The organism is Shewanella marisflavi (assembly GCF_002215585.1).
GTDB lineage: Bacteria > Pseudomonadota > Gammaproteobacteria > Enterobacterales > Shewanellaceae > Shewanella > Shewanella marisflavi.
On the sequence record NZ_CP022272.1, the window covers coordinates 547157 to 563873 of the forward strand.

Annotated in this window: 16 protein-coding genes; 8 read left to right on the forward strand and 8 right to left on the reverse strand. The window is 50.3% G+C overall.

The genetic code is table 11. The annotated features are described in order from the left end of the window. Positions 1 to 15: 15 nt before the first annotated feature. The 3 genes from CFF01_RS02455 to CFF01_RS02465 all read right to left on the reverse strand — a co-directional run bounded on the left by CFF01_RS02455 (position 16) and on the right by CFF01_RS02465 (position 3572). The gene (locus tag CFF01_RS02455) at positions 16 to 1395 is read right to left on the reverse strand and encodes a tetrathionate reductase family octaheme c-type cytochrome (protein WP_033538829.1); all 1380 of its coding nucleotides are present in this window, start codon (positions 1393 to 1395) and stop codon (positions 16 to 18) included. Positions 1396 to 1466: 71 nt separating this feature from the next. Next, a complete protein-coding gene (locus tag CFF01_RS02460; protein ID WP_088903747.1) occupies positions 1467 to 3179 on the reverse strand; it encodes a DUF3373 domain-containing protein in 1713 nt (570 codons plus the stop codon). A gap of 63 nt (positions 3180 to 3242) precedes the next feature. Next, the gene (locus tag CFF01_RS02465; RefSeq protein WP_088903748.1) at positions 3243 to 3572 is read right to left on the reverse strand and encodes a c-type cytochrome; all 330 of its coding nucleotides are present in this window, start codon (positions 3570 to 3572) and stop codon (positions 3243 to 3245) included. A gap of 499 nt (positions 3573 to 4071) precedes the next feature. Here CFF01_RS02465 and CFF01_RS02470 point away from each other — a divergent pair, with 499 nt between their 5' ends. After that, the gene (locus CFF01_RS02470; RefSeq protein ID WP_088905856.1) at positions 4072 to 5268 is read left to right on the forward strand and encodes a conjugal transfer protein TraF; all 1197 of its coding nucleotides are present in this window, start codon (positions 4072 to 4074) and stop codon (positions 5266 to 5268) included. A gap of 51 nt (positions 5269 to 5319) precedes the next feature. On the opposite strand, the gene CFF01_RS02475 is transcribed toward CFF01_RS02470, so the two are convergent. Both CFF01_RS02475 and metJ read right to left on the reverse strand, forming a co-directional pair. Next, positions 5320 to 6060, reverse strand: a complete 741-nt coding sequence (locus CFF01_RS02475) for a sulfite exporter TauE/SafE family protein (protein ID WP_088903749.1) — start codon at positions 6058 to 6060, stop codon at positions 5320 to 5322. Between the two features lie 77 nt (positions 6061 to 6137). Then, a complete protein-coding gene (metJ, locus tag CFF01_RS02480; RefSeq protein ID WP_033538801.1) occupies positions 6138 to 6452 on the reverse strand; it encodes a met regulon transcriptional regulator MetJ in 315 nt (104 codons plus the stop codon). 223 nt (positions 6453 to 6675) lie between these two features. Here metJ and metB point away from each other — a divergent pair, with 223 nt between their 5' ends. The 7 genes from metB to CFF01_RS02515 all read left to right on the forward strand — a co-directional run bounded on the left by metB (position 6676) and on the right by CFF01_RS02515 (position 13900). Beyond that, positions 6676 to 7842 (forward strand): cystathionine gamma-synthase, encoded by a 1167-nt coding sequence (metB, locus tag CFF01_RS02485; RefSeq protein WP_088903750.1) that lies wholly within the window; start codon positions 6676 to 6678, stop codon positions 7840 to 7842. Between the two features lie 19 nt (positions 7843 to 7861). Next, on the forward strand, positions 7862 to 10255 hold the full coding sequence (locus CFF01_RS02490) for a bifunctional aspartate kinase/homoserine dehydrogenase II (RefSeq protein ID WP_088903751.1): 2394 nt from the start codon (positions 7862 to 7864) through the stop codon (positions 10253 to 10255). A 265-nt stretch (positions 10256 to 10520) separates the two neighbouring features. After that, positions 10521 to 11411 (forward strand): methylenetetrahydrofolate reductase, encoded by an 891-nt coding sequence (gene metF / locus CFF01_RS02495; RefSeq protein ID WP_033538798.1) that lies wholly within the window; start codon positions 10521 to 10523, stop codon positions 11409 to 11411. Positions 11412 to 11537: 126 nt separating this feature from the next. Beyond that, the gene (locus CFF01_RS02500; protein WP_232479539.1) at positions 11538 to 12128 is read left to right on the forward strand and encodes a c-type cytochrome; all 591 of its coding nucleotides are present in this window, start codon (positions 11538 to 11540) and stop codon (positions 12126 to 12128) included. Between the two features lie 11 nt (positions 12129 to 12139). After that, complete coding sequence (locus CFF01_RS02505) at positions 12140 to 13207, forward strand: c-type cytochrome (protein ID WP_198387112.1); 1068 nt, start codon at positions 12140 to 12142, stop codon at positions 13205 to 13207. Positions 13208 to 13273: 66 nt separating this feature from the next. Further along, positions 13274 to 13495, forward strand: coding sequence for a cysteine-rich CWC family protein (locus CFF01_RS02510; RefSeq protein WP_088903753.1), 222 nt, complete (start codon positions 13274 to 13276; stop codon positions 13493 to 13495). Between the two features lie 27 nt (positions 13496 to 13522). Continuing rightward, positions 13523 to 13900: a hypothetical protein gene (locus CFF01_RS02515; protein WP_088903754.1), complete on the forward strand. Its 378-nt coding sequence runs from the start codon at positions 13523 to 13525 to the stop codon at positions 13898 to 13900. 63 nt (positions 13901 to 13963) lie between these two features. Here the strand turns inward: CFF01_RS02515 and CFF01_RS02520 are convergent, their stop codons facing one another. The 3 genes from CFF01_RS02520 to CFF01_RS02530 form a co-directional block, all read right to left on the reverse strand. Next, positions 13964 to 14791 carry a tetratricopeptide repeat protein gene (locus CFF01_RS02520; protein WP_088903755.1) on the reverse strand — a complete coding sequence of 276 codons (828 nt, stop codon included), beginning with the start codon at positions 14789 to 14791 and terminating at the stop codon, positions 13964 to 13966. Positions 14792 to 14875: 84 nt separating this feature from the next. Beyond that, a complete protein-coding gene (locus CFF01_RS02525; RefSeq protein ID WP_088903756.1) occupies positions 14876 to 15700 on the reverse strand; it encodes a tetratricopeptide repeat protein in 825 nt (274 codons plus the stop codon). Positions 15701 to 15779: 79 nt separating this feature from the next. After that, a complete protein-coding gene (locus tag CFF01_RS02530) occupies positions 15780 to 16607 on the reverse strand; it encodes a tetratricopeptide repeat protein (protein ID WP_033538793.1) in 828 nt (275 codons plus the stop codon). Positions 16608 to 16717 lie beyond the last annotated feature (110 nt).

Below are 16717 nucleotides of genomic sequence, written 5' to 3' on the forward strand. Positions count from 1 at the left end.
GATGAAAATGATTACTTATTTAGCGTGTTTAGGGCCTTTCTTGTTTTTCATTGGGTCGCCGTCGTAGCCTAAGGCTTGCCAATTTAAACGTGTGCCCTTGTTGTGGCAGTCGTTACACTTGAGCGCCTGATCCTTTGGCGAAACCATGTGGTTGATGCGCCACCACATCTCGGTCTCGGCGAAGCCGTACTCGCCACTGTACTTGATGCCTTGTTGGGTCAGTGCCTGATTAGCTTCCATGCCAAGCTTGGCGGCCTTATCCCAATCAAACTCGGTCCAGTAACCGCCTTTGCCATAGGTTTTTGCCGTGATGATGATGTTCTGTTTAGCATCGAAGATCTGCTTGCCGCGATGTACCTTGAATGGATAGATCTTAGCTGTCTTGTCTGTGATATCACCCAGTGGTGAGGTGAGTTTAGTGACCTTAGAGGGATCCATCTTGTCACCAGCCATGTAGGCATCGGCCTTACCGTTGTACCAGGCATACTCAGGCTCAACCATCTTGCCCCAGACAAAGCTACCTTTCTTCTTCTGGAAGGTCTTTTTGCCGTTTTCATCCTTGGTTTCAGGTAGGTCTTGTCCTGCGGTAGACCAATCCCAACTCATCTTGGTGGGTTCGTTACGCGCGAAGAAAGGAATGTGACAGGTCTGACAGGCGACACTGGCGGTATGGGTATTGAGGCGCTTGTTGGCGTGCGGCGCACCATCGTGGCAGTTTTCACAGCCGATATCGTTCTGTCCACCTGGTGAAACCCCCATGGCATTACCGGTGATCTGGTGCTCCTGTGTGGTGTGACAGGTTTGGCACTGGAAGTCATTGCCGTCTGTGTCCATATGCACATCGGTGGCTTTATCGGGATAGGCCATAGAGGAGTCGAGATCTCCATGTTTGACCGCATCGCCGCCGCCACCATAGAAGTGGCAGCTACCACAATTGTCACGCACCGGCATGCCAACATTTTGCGCAACGCGCTCTAGGTTGACCTTTGCCAGAGCTTCACCTGCGCCGGCGGGATCTTTGATGTAAGTGCCCGTCGTGTCGTGACACACCAGACAGTCGACCTTGGTCATGTCGCTAAAGTCGAAGTTATTGTCTTTCCAACCATAGCCAGCGTGACAACTGGTACATCTTGGCTCGTTACCCGAAATTGAGGTACAGAAGTTATTGATAGCGTTCTTCTTACCACGCTTTACTGTGCGTCCAGGGAGATCTTGTTCCAGTTCCCAGGTCCAGTGAGAAGACTTCATAAAGTCTTTGGCGTGATCTTCATGGCATTCGATGCACTGCTCGGTCACCTGAGAGCCCTGGGTAAAGGGCCCCTGAATGGCTTCCTTGTGCGGATTTTCGGCAACAGCATTAAGGCTGGCCAAGCCGAAGATCCCTGCAGCAAACATCGCCGTAAGAGAGTATGTGAGTTTCATGCTGATTTCCCTACCCCCGGCCGAAGCCGGGGGAGACAATAAAGTTAGAAGTTGATGACTAATGAAGCGTTGAGGTCATAGGCAGTATCGACCACAGGCAACATTGAGTAGGCTGAGCCATTTACCACGTCATCCACTTTTTGTGGGGCGCCTACCGGAGTGCCGCTGCCGGTATATTCGTAGTCGTAGTAGAGACCAGCCAGCTTGATGAACATTCTTGGATTGATATCAAACATATAGTAGGCCTCTGCCACATGACCACGGGTAGCTAGCTTGCTGCCGATAGGGTCATCCTGCGCCTGAGTAAATGGGGTCCAGTACTTGGAACCATAGTTATACTCGAGACCGAACTTGCCGTAAGGTGCAGGGATTTGAATGCCCACATAGATACCATAACCATCTTTGGTGTCAGCTTCGTCGGCGGCACTTGGCATCATGATGATCTCGCTGCCATCGGCATTAAGCTGAGCTTCAAATATTGCATCGCTTAGCATGCCGCCAAACATACCTGCATTGCCGTTGCCTTCGGCGCGGGTCCAGCCGAAAGAGGCGAAGGCCTTGAAGTCTTCATCGCTCTCGTAGGCATAACCTATACCGCCAAGGTACATGTCGCCGATAACGCCGCTAGGCTGTACTCGGGTTTGGAAGTTGAAGTTACTGAACTTCTGCATGTCCTGGTACATGGTAGGGGCAAAGATTCCCGCAAGCTGAGTTGGGAAGGCCATAGTGCCCTTGAAGCCGTCGTTGATGTCTTTAGCACCAAACAAGGTAAATTGCAGGAAGTGATTACCGTCGTTGATGGCGTCGATGTTAAAGCCACCTAAGTGGGTGTCTTTAGTGACGATATCGCCAAACATCTCACCATTACCCCACTGGGATTCGAAGCCCTGGCCGTAGCAGAAACGTACGACTTGGCCTTCGATACCCGTGATCTCACCGAGATTGTAGCCCAGGGTCGCACCGTCGAAGTTGAAGTTCACCAGGTGGCCAGACGGTGTGCCGCCGCGTTTCTCATTTTCACGATACTGGGTTGGTGGGCCATAGGTAGATGGACGACGACCAATAGATAGGTAGGTGTTGCTGCCACCGATATTTTTCCAATCGAAATAGGCGCGTTCAACCCTTAGCCAATCGCCGCTGGTGTTACCGCTATTGGTGCCATCCATGGTGAAAGAGCGCCATGAATCGAAGACCTGAACACCCGTTGAGTCGCCCCAGTTTTTGTACATGCTGAGACGACCAGCAAAGCTGACGTTGTCCCATACCTTGGCCTTGAGGTTGAGTCTCAGACGCGTGGTGTAGAAGATATCGTTGTTGATGTCTTGTGTGGTTTTAGGTGCCAAGACATAGGGCATCACGCCTTGCAGCATACCGCTTTGGAAGGCCGCGGCGAGTTCCGGATTGGCTGCCATCATCTGTCCCAGCGGGGAGTCGGGATCGTTAGGCATACCAAAGGCACCAGACATGGCTTTAGCCCCAAAATCATTAAAGTCTACCTTGATTGCAGGGTTCCAGGTGACATTTTGATAATGCAATGAATGGGCCTTGGTACGGAAATCACCGGTGATTTCAAGTCGGTCGAGAGCAGTGTGGCGCTCGTTCTTGTCGACGCGGCTATTGATATTGTCAATCTCTTCGGTAAGGTCGGCAAGTTGTTGTTTCAGTTCAGCTAATTTTTGTGCGTCGCTATCGACAGCATAGGCTGTGCCTGACATAGCCAGGGCGTTAGCGATCAGTATAGACAGTAGAGTACGCATGTGAATCTCTCCTTAGGCGCTCATCGGGAGCAGTGAATGAGCGCTTCGATTACGAAACTGTGGTTAACCGCAAGTTTGTGGTTGATCGGAATCGGCCGCGTGGTCGTATAAAAATTGCTGAATATCCAAGCGCTCTTTGTCGGAGAGTTTTTTAAATACTTCAGGTTGAGCGCTGTGCATATCGCGTTTAAAGAAGCGGTCCCACTGGCTCATGGTCTTGCTCATAGGAGTGAGTTCACCAGCGGCATCCCCCTTGCTGTGGCAGGCTTTGCACTCTTTTTTGTAGAGATGTTTGCCTTTCTTAGGGTTACCGCCATCGACGGCGTAGACTTGTCCGCCGACGCAGAAAGCGAGTAGTAAACAGGTGCTGATTTTGGATAGGTTTTTCATCATCTTTTTCCTTAATCGCTACTGTGAGCGATTTATTAACATGAAACAAAATGCTTGTTTCTTGTTGGAAAATTTACCAAAAATGGGCAGTTGTAAATTTGATGTTGATCACCTTCATGAAATAAATCTAATTGATAAAAATATCATGGATAAAAATCTAATGGATGTTGCTTAAGTTGTTGAAAAATATTGTTTGTTTTTGTTTTTTAGCGAGAAAAACCAAGCAATAATTGGAGTGGTTAAGATCACACTTTGTTATTTAAGCACCCTCTAAATAGGTATTTAGACTTGTTTTAGCTCAGCCAATGCGCTCAATAACTCAAGTCGCAGAGCAGGTTTGTCGGCAAAATATTGTTGTAGGCGCTTGGGGCTAAAAAGGGGTGAAAAAAATTATCAAATTGTCCTGTTTTGCAGTCACTGTTTTGAGGGCATGGTCTATCTTTAAATACAGCTTGGTCAGTTTTTTAGAGCAAGTACAAGAATAATGAATGGGGTGAATGATATGAAATACCTTAGCTTGGCTATTGCGGTGTTATTGTCTTGCCATGTCTCTGTGGCGTCTGCTGCTTCTCTCTATAGCGAGGCTAGGAGCGATGCCATGGGCGGAACCGGGGTTGCGGCATCTAACCGCGAAGGTGCCGCCTTTATCAACCCTGCTCTGTTAGCTATTCATGCTCCTAAGTACTCTAGTGGTGCCGTGATGATACCGGCTTTGGGGGCCGAAGTGGGCAGCCTCGATGACCTCATTGACAAGTTTGACGCTCTGCAGGATTCCTATGACGGCCTTGAAGCCGCCATCGATGCCGGTGACGTGACGGGCATAAGCAACTATCGAGATCTGCTGATTTCCGATCTAGAGGCACTCGATGGCGAGAACGCTTACGCCAAGGTGGGACTGGGTTTTTCTGTGGTGCTGCCGACTAAGCGTATGCCCATGTCGATTTTCTATAAGACATATATAGATGTGGCGAGCGTGGCAGTGATAGAGCAGAGCGATATCGATTCCTTGACGAATCTGGATCCCAACAATCCTCCAGAGGTGACAGATTTAGACTCACAGGGCGCCGTGGTGGCGGGGGCTATTTCAGACCTTGGGCTTGCCTTGAGCTTTCCACTCTCGATAGTCAATATGCCGATAGCGGTGGGGATTTCTCCCAAGCTTCAGCGTATAGATACCTATAACTATGTGGTCAGTGCTAATAACTACGATGTCGATGACTTTGACGACAACAAGTATCGCAACGATGAAAGCGTGTTTAACTTGGATATCGGCGTGGCCATGCAGCCCATAGAAGGCTTAACTCTGGGCCTATCTGGACGCAACTTGGTGAGTCAGAAGCTCGATACCGTTGAGACCTTGGGGCGTCAGTTTACCTATCGCATCGAGGCCTTATACACCTTAGGTGTTGCCTATGATTGGGATAAGTTCAGTTTGACGTCCGATGTGGATCTCAATGGTCATAAGCGCTTTGACGAGCTGGGTGAAACACAATATTGGCGCATAGGTGGTGAAATGAGAGCCACAGATTGGTTTGCGCTGCGTTTGGGTTATCGCCACGATATGAAAGATACCAGTAGTAACCTCTATAGCTTAGGTACGGGCTTTACCATAGGGCGCTTCTTTAACTTAGATCTTACCGGTTTAGTGGGCAGTGACGATGCCTTTGGCGGCGTGATTCAAACTTCTTATCATTTTTAGCCTAAGGTAGCGATAATCGAAAAGCCGGCAATATTGCCGGCTTTTTCTATTTTATAGCAGACTCGTTATCGACTTGGCGGCCAATAGGATAGCACTCAGGCTACAGAGGATAAGCGTCATCATACGGGTCTTTTGTTTGTCTATGCGTCCGACGAGTCGGTTTGCCATCAGATAACCAAGCAGCACTGAGGGCAGTAGTAAGGCCGAGGAGTAAAAGTGTTGCGGGGTAAGCAGCCCTGTCAGCCCTAAGATCACCATGGCGATGGCGGAACTGAAGATAAAGAAGGCCGACAATGCAGCGCGAAACTGCTTGGCATCTTTGCCCGAGAGTAAGATAGCCAATGGCGGACCGCCGATGGCAGCTATGTTGCCGAAGATCCCCGAGATCACGCCAGCGCTAAAGAGAGAACGTCGATTGACCACCAGGCTAACCCTGAGCAGGCTCAGCACTACGGCAATTGCGACAATGATGGAGATTGTGAGTCCTAAGATAGCTTGTGGGGCGAACAAGAGTAAACCAGCGCCGATAAATCCACCTGGGATTCGACCGAGCAAGGCGTATTGCAGCCCATTAAACTCCAAGGCGCCGCGTTCACGAAATAGGGTCAATAGGGCGATAGAGAAACCCATTAAAATCACGGGCGCCGGAACCAATGAGGGCTCGATAAGATAAAGTAACGGTGAGGCTACTATCGCCATGCCAAAGCCGATAAGGCTCTGGGTGAGAGCGCCGACAAAGACGATAAGCGAGGCGAGCGCCAAGATCTGTGGATCGAGCGGAAGTGCAGGCACAGGGATAGTCCAGACTAAGTGTGAAAACTAAAGAGGGATCGCCTAGCGATCCCTCTGTCGATTAGTGTGTGGCCGTGTTATTCCATCTCTTCCCACTCAATGCCCATTTCGGTCATTAGGCGTTTTACCTCTGCTGGAATGCTGTCGGGTTTATCTTTAGACAGGTCATCATCGTGCGGCAGTGGCTGGCCAGTATAGGCATGTAAGAAAGCTTCGCAGAGTAACTCACTATTGGTGGCGTGACGTAAGTTATTGACCTGGCGCCGAGTGCGCTCATCGGTTAATACCTTAAGCACCTTTAGAGGAATAGATACAGTGATCTTCTTTACCTGCTCATTCTTCTTACCATGTTCAGCATAGGGGCTGATATAATCGCCATTCCACTCAGTCATTGACTCACCTGTAAATTCTCAAATTCGGTGCAGATTTTAAACCCTTACAAAATACAGTCAAATTATTGCCTCTAATTTTTGGTAATTGCAAATAGATTTCTAAATGTTTGGACGTCTAAACGTCTAAAGTTGTTGACGCTACCCGTTGGCTTAGGTACATTTAGACGTCCAGACATCTCTTTTGCCAGAGGTCTCTGCCCAGATTCGAATTGAGGAGTTGAAGATGACAGAGCGTAAACTAGCCACCGCCGCCGTAAGACAAGGCATAGAGTCAGACACTCAGCATGGTGCCGTGGTGCCGCCTATCTATCTGTCGACAAATTACTCGTTTGAAGGGCATCAACAGCCGCGGGCATTCGATTATAGTCGTTCGGGCAATCCTACTCGCTCAATCTTGGGCGATGCAATTGCCGAGTTGGAAAAAGGGGCTACAGGCGTGATCACCTGCACCGGCATGGCAGCCATCACTCTTGTGACCAGCCTGTTGGGGCCTGAGGATCTCTTGGTGGTGCCCCATGACTGTTATGGCGGCAGCTATCGACTCTTTACCAACCTCGCGAAGAAGGGGGCCTTTAAGTTAGCCGTAGTGGATCAAACCGATGATGTCGCGTTACGCCAAGCGCTATCACAAGCGCCTAAGATGGTGTGGCTTGAGACACCTTCTAACCCGCTGCTGAGGGTGGTCGATATTGAAGCCATTGCACAGGCGAGCCATCAGGTTGGGGCACAGGTTGTAGTGGATAACACCTTCTTGTCTCCCATCTTGCAGCAACCTTTGTTGCTCGGCGCCGACATAGTGGTGCACTCGACCACCAAATATATTAACGGCCACAGCGATGTTGTCGGCGGCGCCGTGGTGGCCAAAGAACCTGAGGTCGGCGAGTTACTGCACTGGTGGTCTAATACTTTGGGGCTGACCGGTTCGGCTTTTGACAGCTACCTGACCCTGAGGGGATTAAGAACTCTCTCGGTGCGTATTCGTGAACATCAGGCCAACGCCCAGAAGGTTTTGGCCCTGCTTTGTGACCACAAGGCGGTAGAAAAAGTGTATTATCCGGGCCTTGTCGAGCATCCTGGCCATGAAATTGCGGCTAGACAGCAGAAGGGCTTCGGCGCAATGCTCAGTTTTGAGTTAAAAGGCGGTGAATCGGCACTCGTTGCCTTCTTAGATGCGTTACAATACTTCTCGGTAGCCGAGAGTCTGGGGGGCGTGGAGAGTCTGGTGGCAGTACCTGCGACTATGACCCACAGAGCGATGGACCCAGAGGCGCGTCGCGAAGCGGGTGTAAAAGATACCCTGATCCGCTTGTCTGTAGGGATTGAAGATGGTGAGGATCTGGTGGCAGATATACTCGCCGGTTTAGAAGCGGCTATCGCGGTAAGTAGTTAAAGGGTTTGAGGAGCATAAAATGACACGATGTCATTTGCATAAATTTGGTGGTTCTAGTTTAGCGGATGCAGATTGTTACCGCCGCGTCGCTCACATTTTACTGACTCATGGCCACAGCGATGATTTGATCGTGGTGTCGGCTGCGGGTAAGAGTACCAATTTTTTATACCGCTTGCTGGAGCTGTGTGACTCAAATCAGCTATGGCAAGAGGAGTTACAGGTGCTGGTGAGTTACCAGCAAAACCTGATTGAACAGTTGCTCTCCAACGAGCAGGCCCGTAGCCTCAGAGAGCGCCTGTCGACCGACAAGTCGCAGCTGAGTAGCCTGCTGTCGCTGGATGAACTGAACGACTATCAACGTAACCAGGTAGTAAGTTTCGGCGAGCGTTGGTCTTCGCGTCTGCTGGCGGCGCTGCTGAGAGAATCTGGCGTGGCCGCATCGGATGTCGATGCCCGTACCCTGCTGGTAGCCGATGAAGGCGCCGTGCCGCAGATCCGCATAGGCGAGTCGAGACAAAGAGTGCAGGCACTGCTTGAGGCTCATCCTCAAGAGCGTCTGGTGATCACCGGCTTTATCTGCGCCAATGAACAGGGTGATACCCTGCTGCTTGGTCGCAACGGCTCAGATTTTAGTGCCACCCTGTTGGCCAGTCTGGCAGATATCGAGCGAGTCACCATCTGGACCGACGTCGAAGGGGTGTTTAACGCCGACCCCAACCGAATTAATGATGCCAAGTTGCTTAAGAGCATGTCGCTGACCGAGGCGAATCGCCTGGCGCATCTGGGCTCCCCTGTGCTGCACAATCGTACCCTGCAGCCTCTGTTTGATACCGAGGTTAGCCTGGCGGTGCGCTCAAGTTATGCCCCCCATACCGACTTCACCCTGATCGCGCCAAAGAGCTCGTCGGCCAGTGCCCCTGTGGTGACCAGTCTGCCGAGCGTTAGCCTATTCAGCTTGACCATAGATGTCGAGTTGCCGCAGTTACTGGCTTGCTTTGCCCGTGCAGGGCTGACGCCACTGGCCTATTGGTCATTGGCTCATGGTCGCGCCGAGCTGGCCTTTACCCATGAGAATCAGAAGCAAGCCCAGGCGATTTTTGAAGCCAATACTGGCGAGTTGGGTATCGATGAGTTGCAGCTTAGAGACGATCTCGGCCTAGTGGCCTTAGTGAGTGCCGACGCCAGCCTCTATCGTCGCGGCTTTTCCCGCCTGCTGAGCCGAGAGGCGCATCCTTTGTGTAACGATGGTTTGAGTCTGGTGACCTTAGTGCCTAAGGCCCAGGTGAATTTGTTAACTCAGAAGGTGCACAGACGCTGCGCCGGTCCACGTAAGCGCATCGGCGTCCTGCTGCTGGGTATAGGCAACATAGGTGAAGCCTGGATCGATCTCTTTAAGCGTGCTCGCCCTGTGCTTAATAAGGAGCTGGAGGTCAGCGTCGAGTTAGTGGGACTGCTGAGTTCCAAGAAGGCGCTGCTCAGTGAGACAGATATCGACCTTAACACCTGGCAAAAGGCCTTTGAAGAGCGAGGTACAGCCTGGCAATATACTCATCTGTTTGAGCAGCTTCAGGCACTGGACTGCGATGAGTTGATCGCTTTGGATATCAGCGCCAGTGCCGACCTGACTCTGCAATATCCTGAGTTCTTTGCCCGCGGTATTCATATTGTCAGCGCCAACAAGCTGGCGGGGTCTGGCCCGCTGGCTTTCTATCAGGAGCTGAAACAGCAGCTGGGCAACCGCCGTCTGTTCTGGCGCTATAACGCCAGCTGTGGCGCGGGTTTGCCTGTGCAACATGCACTCAACGATCTGCATAACAGTGGCGACAGTATCGAGGCCGTTGGCGGGATCTTCTCGGGAACCCTGTGCTGGCTGTTTGAGCACTATGATGCCACTAAGCCTTTTTCGCAGTTGGTGTTGGAAGCCAAGGGGCTGGGGATCACCGAGCCGGACCCACGCGATGATCTTTCTGGGCGGGACATGCAGCGTAAGTTGTTGATTCTGGCCCGTGAGATAGGCTATGACATAGAGCTTGATGATATTGAGCTTGAGTCATTAGTGCCGGCGTCTCTGGCTGAGATCCCATTGGATGACTTCCTTTCACGTATGGCGGAACTCGATGGCGAGATGTTGCAGCAGTATCAGGCGGCCGCCGAGCAGAACAAGGTGCTCAGGTATGTCGCTTCGCTGGACAGCCAACAGGGACAGCTTAAGGCTAAGGTGGGAATTGAGTGGGTCGATAGAAGTCATCCCTATGCCAACCTGACACCGGGTGATAATGTCTTTGTGATCCGCAGTGATTTTTATCAGGATAACCCGCTGATCATCCGTGGCCCGGGGGCCGGGCGCGAGGTGACGGCGGCTGCGGTGCAGTCAGATCTGGCGCAGATGTGCCGGGATCTTCTGCAAGAGTAATCTAAAGGGTCGATGCGTGCATCGGCCTTTTTTTATACCTTTTTATCTTCTTCTTTTTATCTCTCTTTCAGTGGGTTTCGCCGGATGAATCGGTGAGATCGGCCTGCCTGTGTCAGCCGTTTCGCTTTCGGACTATCTTATAAACAGATTGTTTTGCAATGAGTCAATTTTTAGGCTTGACATCACTCTGAGTTTCTCTAGTATATGGACATATAGACGTCCAAACGTCTAAAAATATTTTTGCTCTAGGTCTGAGGGAATTAAGATGGCTTTTCACCACGCACAACACGCCAATTCGTTAAACCAAAGCTTGTCTGAGCTCAATGGTGACATCAATGTGTCCTTTGAGTTTTTCCCGCCGGCCACACCTGAGATGGAAACTATCTTATGGAACTCTATCAGACGATTAGAGCCGCTTAATCCTAAGTTTGTGTCCGTGACTTACGGTGCTAATTCTGGCGTTCGTGATCGTACCCATGGGGTGATCGAGCGTATTCAAAAAGAGACAGACTTAGTGGCGGCGCCCCATCTGACCCTAGTCGATGCCAGCGACGAAGAGTTGGTGGAGTTAGCGAAACACTACTGGAACTCGGGTATACGCGATATCGTCGCCCTGCGTGGTGATCTCCCAGCGGGAAGCCCTAAGCCAACTCGTTTTGCCAATGACTTAGTGCGCTTGCTGAAATCTGTGGCCGATTTCGATATCTCTGTGGCGGCCTATCCAGAGGTTCATCCCGATGCCCCTAACGCCCAGGCGGACCTGATTAACCTTAAGAAAAAGATTGATGCCGGGGCCAACCGCGCCATCACCCAGTTCTTCTTCGATGTCGAATCTTATCTACGTTTTCGTGATCGCTGCGTGGCGGCTGGCATAGATGTAGAGATAGTGCCTGGCATTTTGCCTGTGACCAATTTTACTCAGCTGAAACGCTTTGCTGGCATGACCAATGTGTCTATTCCAAGATGGCTGCACAAGCAGTTTGAGGGGTTAGATGATGACCCATCTACCCGCCAGATGGTCGGTGCTAACGTGGCCATCGATATGGTCAAGGTGTTGTCCCGCGAAGGGGTGAAGGATTTTCATTTCTATACCCTAAACCGCGCCGAATTGACCTATGCCATCTGCCATACCTTAGGTGTCAGACCGGGTAAATAATCCATTTATCATCACCTCCGGCCCCGCTTTTATCAGCGGGGCTTTTTTATACCTATTGCCAGTATGCGTGGTGGGGTTTTACTCCTATGATTAACCACAGCTAATAAGGAGGTTGATATGTACAAAATGCTTATCGGAGTGACCGTTCTTTTTTTGAGTAACCAGGCGATAGCCGCCAATGAGATGCCGCCTGCAGCGGCGCTGTGTGGTAGTTGCCACGGCCCTACGGGGATGGGGATTGAGCCTATTGCGCCGCGAATTGCAGGCTTATCGTCAGACTATATTGCCAAGCAGATCCACTTGTTTCAGCAAGGTGACAGGCAGAACCCGACCATGACGCCTATGGCGATGACGGTGCAGGGAGATGCCATTGGTCAGGTCGCCGATTATTTCGCGGCGCAGCCTGTGCCCGCACCGACAATAGTCACGCGTGGCAGTCAGCTCACCTTTGATTCGGTTGCCGAAACCTTGGTGTATCAGGGGGACTGGCAGCGTACTTTACCTGCTTGTGTCACTTGTCATGGCCCCTCGGGGATAGGTGGTGGCCAGTTTCCTCGTCTGGCGGGCCAGCAAGCCAGTTATCTTAAGAGCCAGCTGGAGGCCTGGCAGTCAGGCACGCGCAAGGGGGATATTGATGGAATGATGAGTCATATCGCCAATAAGCTGAGTAAAGATGAGATAGCGGCACTTGCCGACTATTTTGCCAAGATGAAATAAAGGAGGCGGAAATGAACAGGAATCTATTGAGTCAGACACTAAGCGGCTTACTCTTAATCGCCCTTGGCAATAGTGTGCAGGCAGGGGAGTTGCCCGATAAGCAGGCTGAATTGAAGTTGGCGGCGCCAAGCCCTGACGCTGAGTATCTCAAGATGCGTGCGCTCTCGACCATTCCCCAGGGCGCATTCGGTGACAAGGTGCGGCTCGGGTATCAGCTGTTTGTGAATACGCAGCAGCTGCGGGGTAAGTATGTGGGCAATGAGCTTAATTGCGTTAACTGTCATATGGATGCCGGCCGTAAGGCTAATGCTTCACCTTTGTGGGCCGCCTATCTGGCCTATCCGGCCTATCGTAAGAAAAACGATAAGGTAAACAGTTATCAGGAGCGGATCCAGGGCTGTTTTACCTATTCGATGAATGGCAAGGCGCCCGAGTCTGGCAGTGAGCCATTGGTGGCGCTGTCGGCTTATTCTTACTGGTTGGCCATGAGTGGTCTGATGGACAAATATGGCGTAGCGGGGGCTGTGCCTGAGCTGAGTGATGAAGAACTGCTTAAAGGGGGCAAGCGGGAGGACTTTGTTTTACCAGAGGCGATTGCCAAGGCGACTAGCCTGGATGAGCGCGCTAAATTGCCGGGCCGCGGATTTCCCGCCATTCCCAAGCCAGAGCAGGCCTATTCTCCAGCACGCGGGGAACAGGTGTATCGAGCCCATTGTCAATCTTGCCATGGTGAAAACGGCGAAGGTGTTGCCATGGCAGGGGTTTATAGCCTGCCGCCTTTATGGGGACCAAACAGCTTTAACTGGGGGGCGGGTATGCACAGGGTGAATACCGCGGCCAACTTCATCTATGAGAACATGCCTTTAGGTAAGAGCATTCAGCTCAGTCATCAGGATGCCTGGGATGTCGCAGCTTTTGTGGTCTCCCATGAGCGACCACAAGATCCACGTCTGAAAGAGGGCAAAGTGGCCGACCTTGCCGAGCGTTACCACAAACATCAGGGTTACTATGGTCAGTCGGTAGCAGAGGGGGCCGTACTGGGCACTCAATCCTATCCCATCAACCCGGCGAAGCAATAAGCCCTAAACTTGTTCAACCCAAGACTGAGTGTTACCGTTGATGGCTAACACTCAGTTTTTTAATGTATGAATATAAAAGCCAGTATCTGCCCCCTGTGTCAGCAGCCTAATGCTTGTGCCATGGCGGCTAAGCGTCCGATAGAGACCTGTTGGTGTCAGCAGCAGGTCTTTGTGCCTAAACACCAGTTGGCACTGGATAACTTGGCGCCTGAACGCTGTATCTGCCAAGTTTGCGCTGAGGCCTTGAAACAAGAGGCTTTGCTAGGTGTCAGGCGTGTCGATAAGTAAAAAAGTATGATTTAAGGACAAACATCAATGAAAAAAATAGCAATAACCCTGTTGGGAGTTTTGATGCTACCAGGATGTGGCAATTTAAACCTAAGTGCCAATATTGCCCCTTCACCAGAGGAAGCTTTGAAGACTTATAAGGTCGAGGTGTACAGTGTGGAGGAGATTCATCGTTATAAGGCGGATTCTTTAGGCAAGGTTTCAACCTCCTTTTGCAGGATGCGTTCGAGCCAGCCAAGACCAACAGAATCTTTGTTAGTGGGTAATTTAAAGCATAAGGCGCAAAAGCTAGGGGCCAATGGCATAGTGGTCATGGAATGTGTCGACCATAAATTGAACAACGATTGTGCCGAGTATTTGCGTTGCGATGCGCTGGCGTACAGGGTTGATTTCGACAGGCTTTAAAAAGAAAAAGAGGCGAAATTGCCTCTTTTTTATCCTCTAACGAGCGCTCGGGGCGTTGCTTATTTAATTGAGTCTAAAGGCAAGCGTTTCTTTTCCCCAGTCAGATAACATTACATCTCTTATACGCTCGCCGTCCCCTTCGGAGCTACAAGCCCACATCTCGGCACAAGTTCGGCCGGCGATTTTGGAACCAGTACCCGATTCGGTATCGGGGCGAGTGGTGTTGAGACGGGCGATCTCATCATCGAAATAGCGATGATAGTCGGGGGCCGTAACAGTAATGGTTTCCATCTCACCAACAGGGGCATTACTGCCTGGTTTAGCGTTTTTATCGGCTTCGACCAAGGCGTATAACTTTGGAAGTGCTAGGTTTTTTTCCTGCTCTGAGTTTTTGAGCTTATTGGCAAGGTTTTTGGCAGAAACATTGTTTAGTTCGTAGGCTTTAGATAGCCATTTGTCTGCTTCGGCAAGATCTTGTTTGACGAGATTGTCATTGAGATAAATCTTACCCAGTATCAGGGCGCTCGGTGAAAAATCGACTTTCAGGCTACGTTCCAATAAAGATATAGCCTTATCGACATCCTGATAGTCGGTATCTTGAAGATACATGACTGCAGCCTTGTATTGTGCCGTAGTATTGCCAAATTTAGCCGCACGTCGGAACCATTTGAGTGCCTTTTTAGGGTTTTTCTTTGTGCCGTGACCCGCATAATAGAGTTCACCTAAGGTTGCCATGGCATCTGAGTGACCCCGCTTGGTTAAAATGGTGTAGGCCTTGAAGTATTCCTTACACTCGGCTGAATCACATTCAGACAAGCCTGAAGCATAACTGCTGGAGCTGATCGCCCACAGGGTTAAGCCTATAGAGAGCGATTTGATTATCCTTTTCATTTTAAACATCCTATTGAGGTGGTTGGTTGAGTACAACCCCTTAAGTCGTTAGTGACCTAAAGTACGACATGTTGAAGTGTTAAGTTATCTGAAAATAAGTGCTGCGGCTCCCCAGTCAGACAGGAGGAAGTCGCGAATACGATCGCCATCTCCTTCACTGCTACAGGCCCACATCTCGGCGCAGGTACGTCCGGCAATATTTGAGCCTGTGCCCTTCTCTGTATCGGGTTGGCTATGGTTAAGACGAAGAATTTCGTCATCGAAATATTGCGTATAATCCGGTGCCGTCACCGTAATGGTTTCCATTTCACCGACGGGCGCATTGCTGCCGGGTTTGTCGGCGCTTTTGGCGTCGATCAGGCTATAGAGCTTGGGTAGTGCTACTGTTTTGCCAAGCTCAGAGCCTTTTAGTTGTTTGGCAAATTTTTGCGCCTCCTGATTATTAAGCTCATAGGCCTTTGACAGCCAGTGATCGGCTTCGGCGAGATCCTGTATGACGAGCTCATTACCAAGATAGATTTTGCCTAATACGAAGGCGCTGGGTGAGAAATCGACCTTAGTACTGCGCTTCAGCAGGCTGATACCTTTGTCGATATCTTGATAGTCGGTTTGCTGCAGGTACATGATCCCTGCTTTATATTGAGCCGTGGTATTGCCAAACTTGGCGGCGCGTCTAAACCATTTGAGTGCTTTCTCAGGATTTTTTTCTGTGCCATAGCCTGAATAATAGAGCTCGCCAAGAGTCGCCATCGCATCCGAGTGACCTCGTTTGGTTAAAATGGTGTAGGCTTTGAAATATTCCTGACATTCTGCCGTGTCACATTCAGGCAGCCCGGCTGCGTAGCTGTATGAGGTTAGTGCCCATAGGCTGAGTCCGAGCGAGAGTGCTTTGAGTGTGTTCTTCATCATTTAGTCCCTTTCTTAGAGCCGATCATGTTCAACTCTTCTAGCTATACATGGCTATAAGTACGACATGTTGAAGTCAAAATTATCTAATGTTTGAAGCTAATGCGATATTTCCCCAGTCTGACAGCAAGGTATCTCGAATGCGTTCATTGTCTCCTTCGCTGCTACAGGCCCAAATATCTGTACAAGTGCGTCCGGCGATGCTGGAGCCCGTGCCTTTCGCTGTGTCAGGGCGACTACGGTTAAGCTGTGCGATCTCCTCATCGAAGTAAGCGGCAAAGTCAGGCGCTTCGACGAGAATCACTTCCATCTCTTCCATGGCGTTTTTACTGTCTGGCGCTATTGGCTTTTCTGCATCGACAAGAGCAAAGGCTTTAGGCAGCTTGAGTGAGCGAGTGTCGGGTGATTCTCTAAGTGCCTTGGTGAATTTCATAGCCTCTAAATTATTGAGTTTATAGGCTAGAGCGAGCCATCTGTCGGCCTCTTCGAGATCCGGTTCGGTTAAGGTATTTTGTAGATATATCTTGCCAAGGGCCAGTGCGCTTGGGGAAAAAGCAGCCTTAGCACTGCGCTTTAATAAATTGATCCCCTTATCGATATCTTGATGTGCCGAGGTTTGTAGATACATGATCCCCGCTTTGTATTGCGCCGTGGTGTGGCCAAATTTGGCAGCACGCCTAAACCATTTAAAGGCTTTATCTTTATCTTGCTCTGTACCGTAGCCTGAATAGTAGAGTTCACCAAGGGTCGCCATGGCACTCGAATGGCCACGCTTGGTTAAGATGGTATAAGCGTTAAAGTAATCTTCACATTCCGCCGTATTACAGGCGGACAACTGGGATGCATTACTGGTAGAGGTTATTGCGACCAGAGCAGCAGCTAACAAAAGCTGATTCACGATTCGCTGCATGCCAAACTCCTTTTGTAAAATGTTAATCACTATTACTATCAGTAACTAACGGATAGTGCCATAGTACTTAAGTGCTAATGTAGAAGCGTGATTCAAGGTGAGTTTTACGG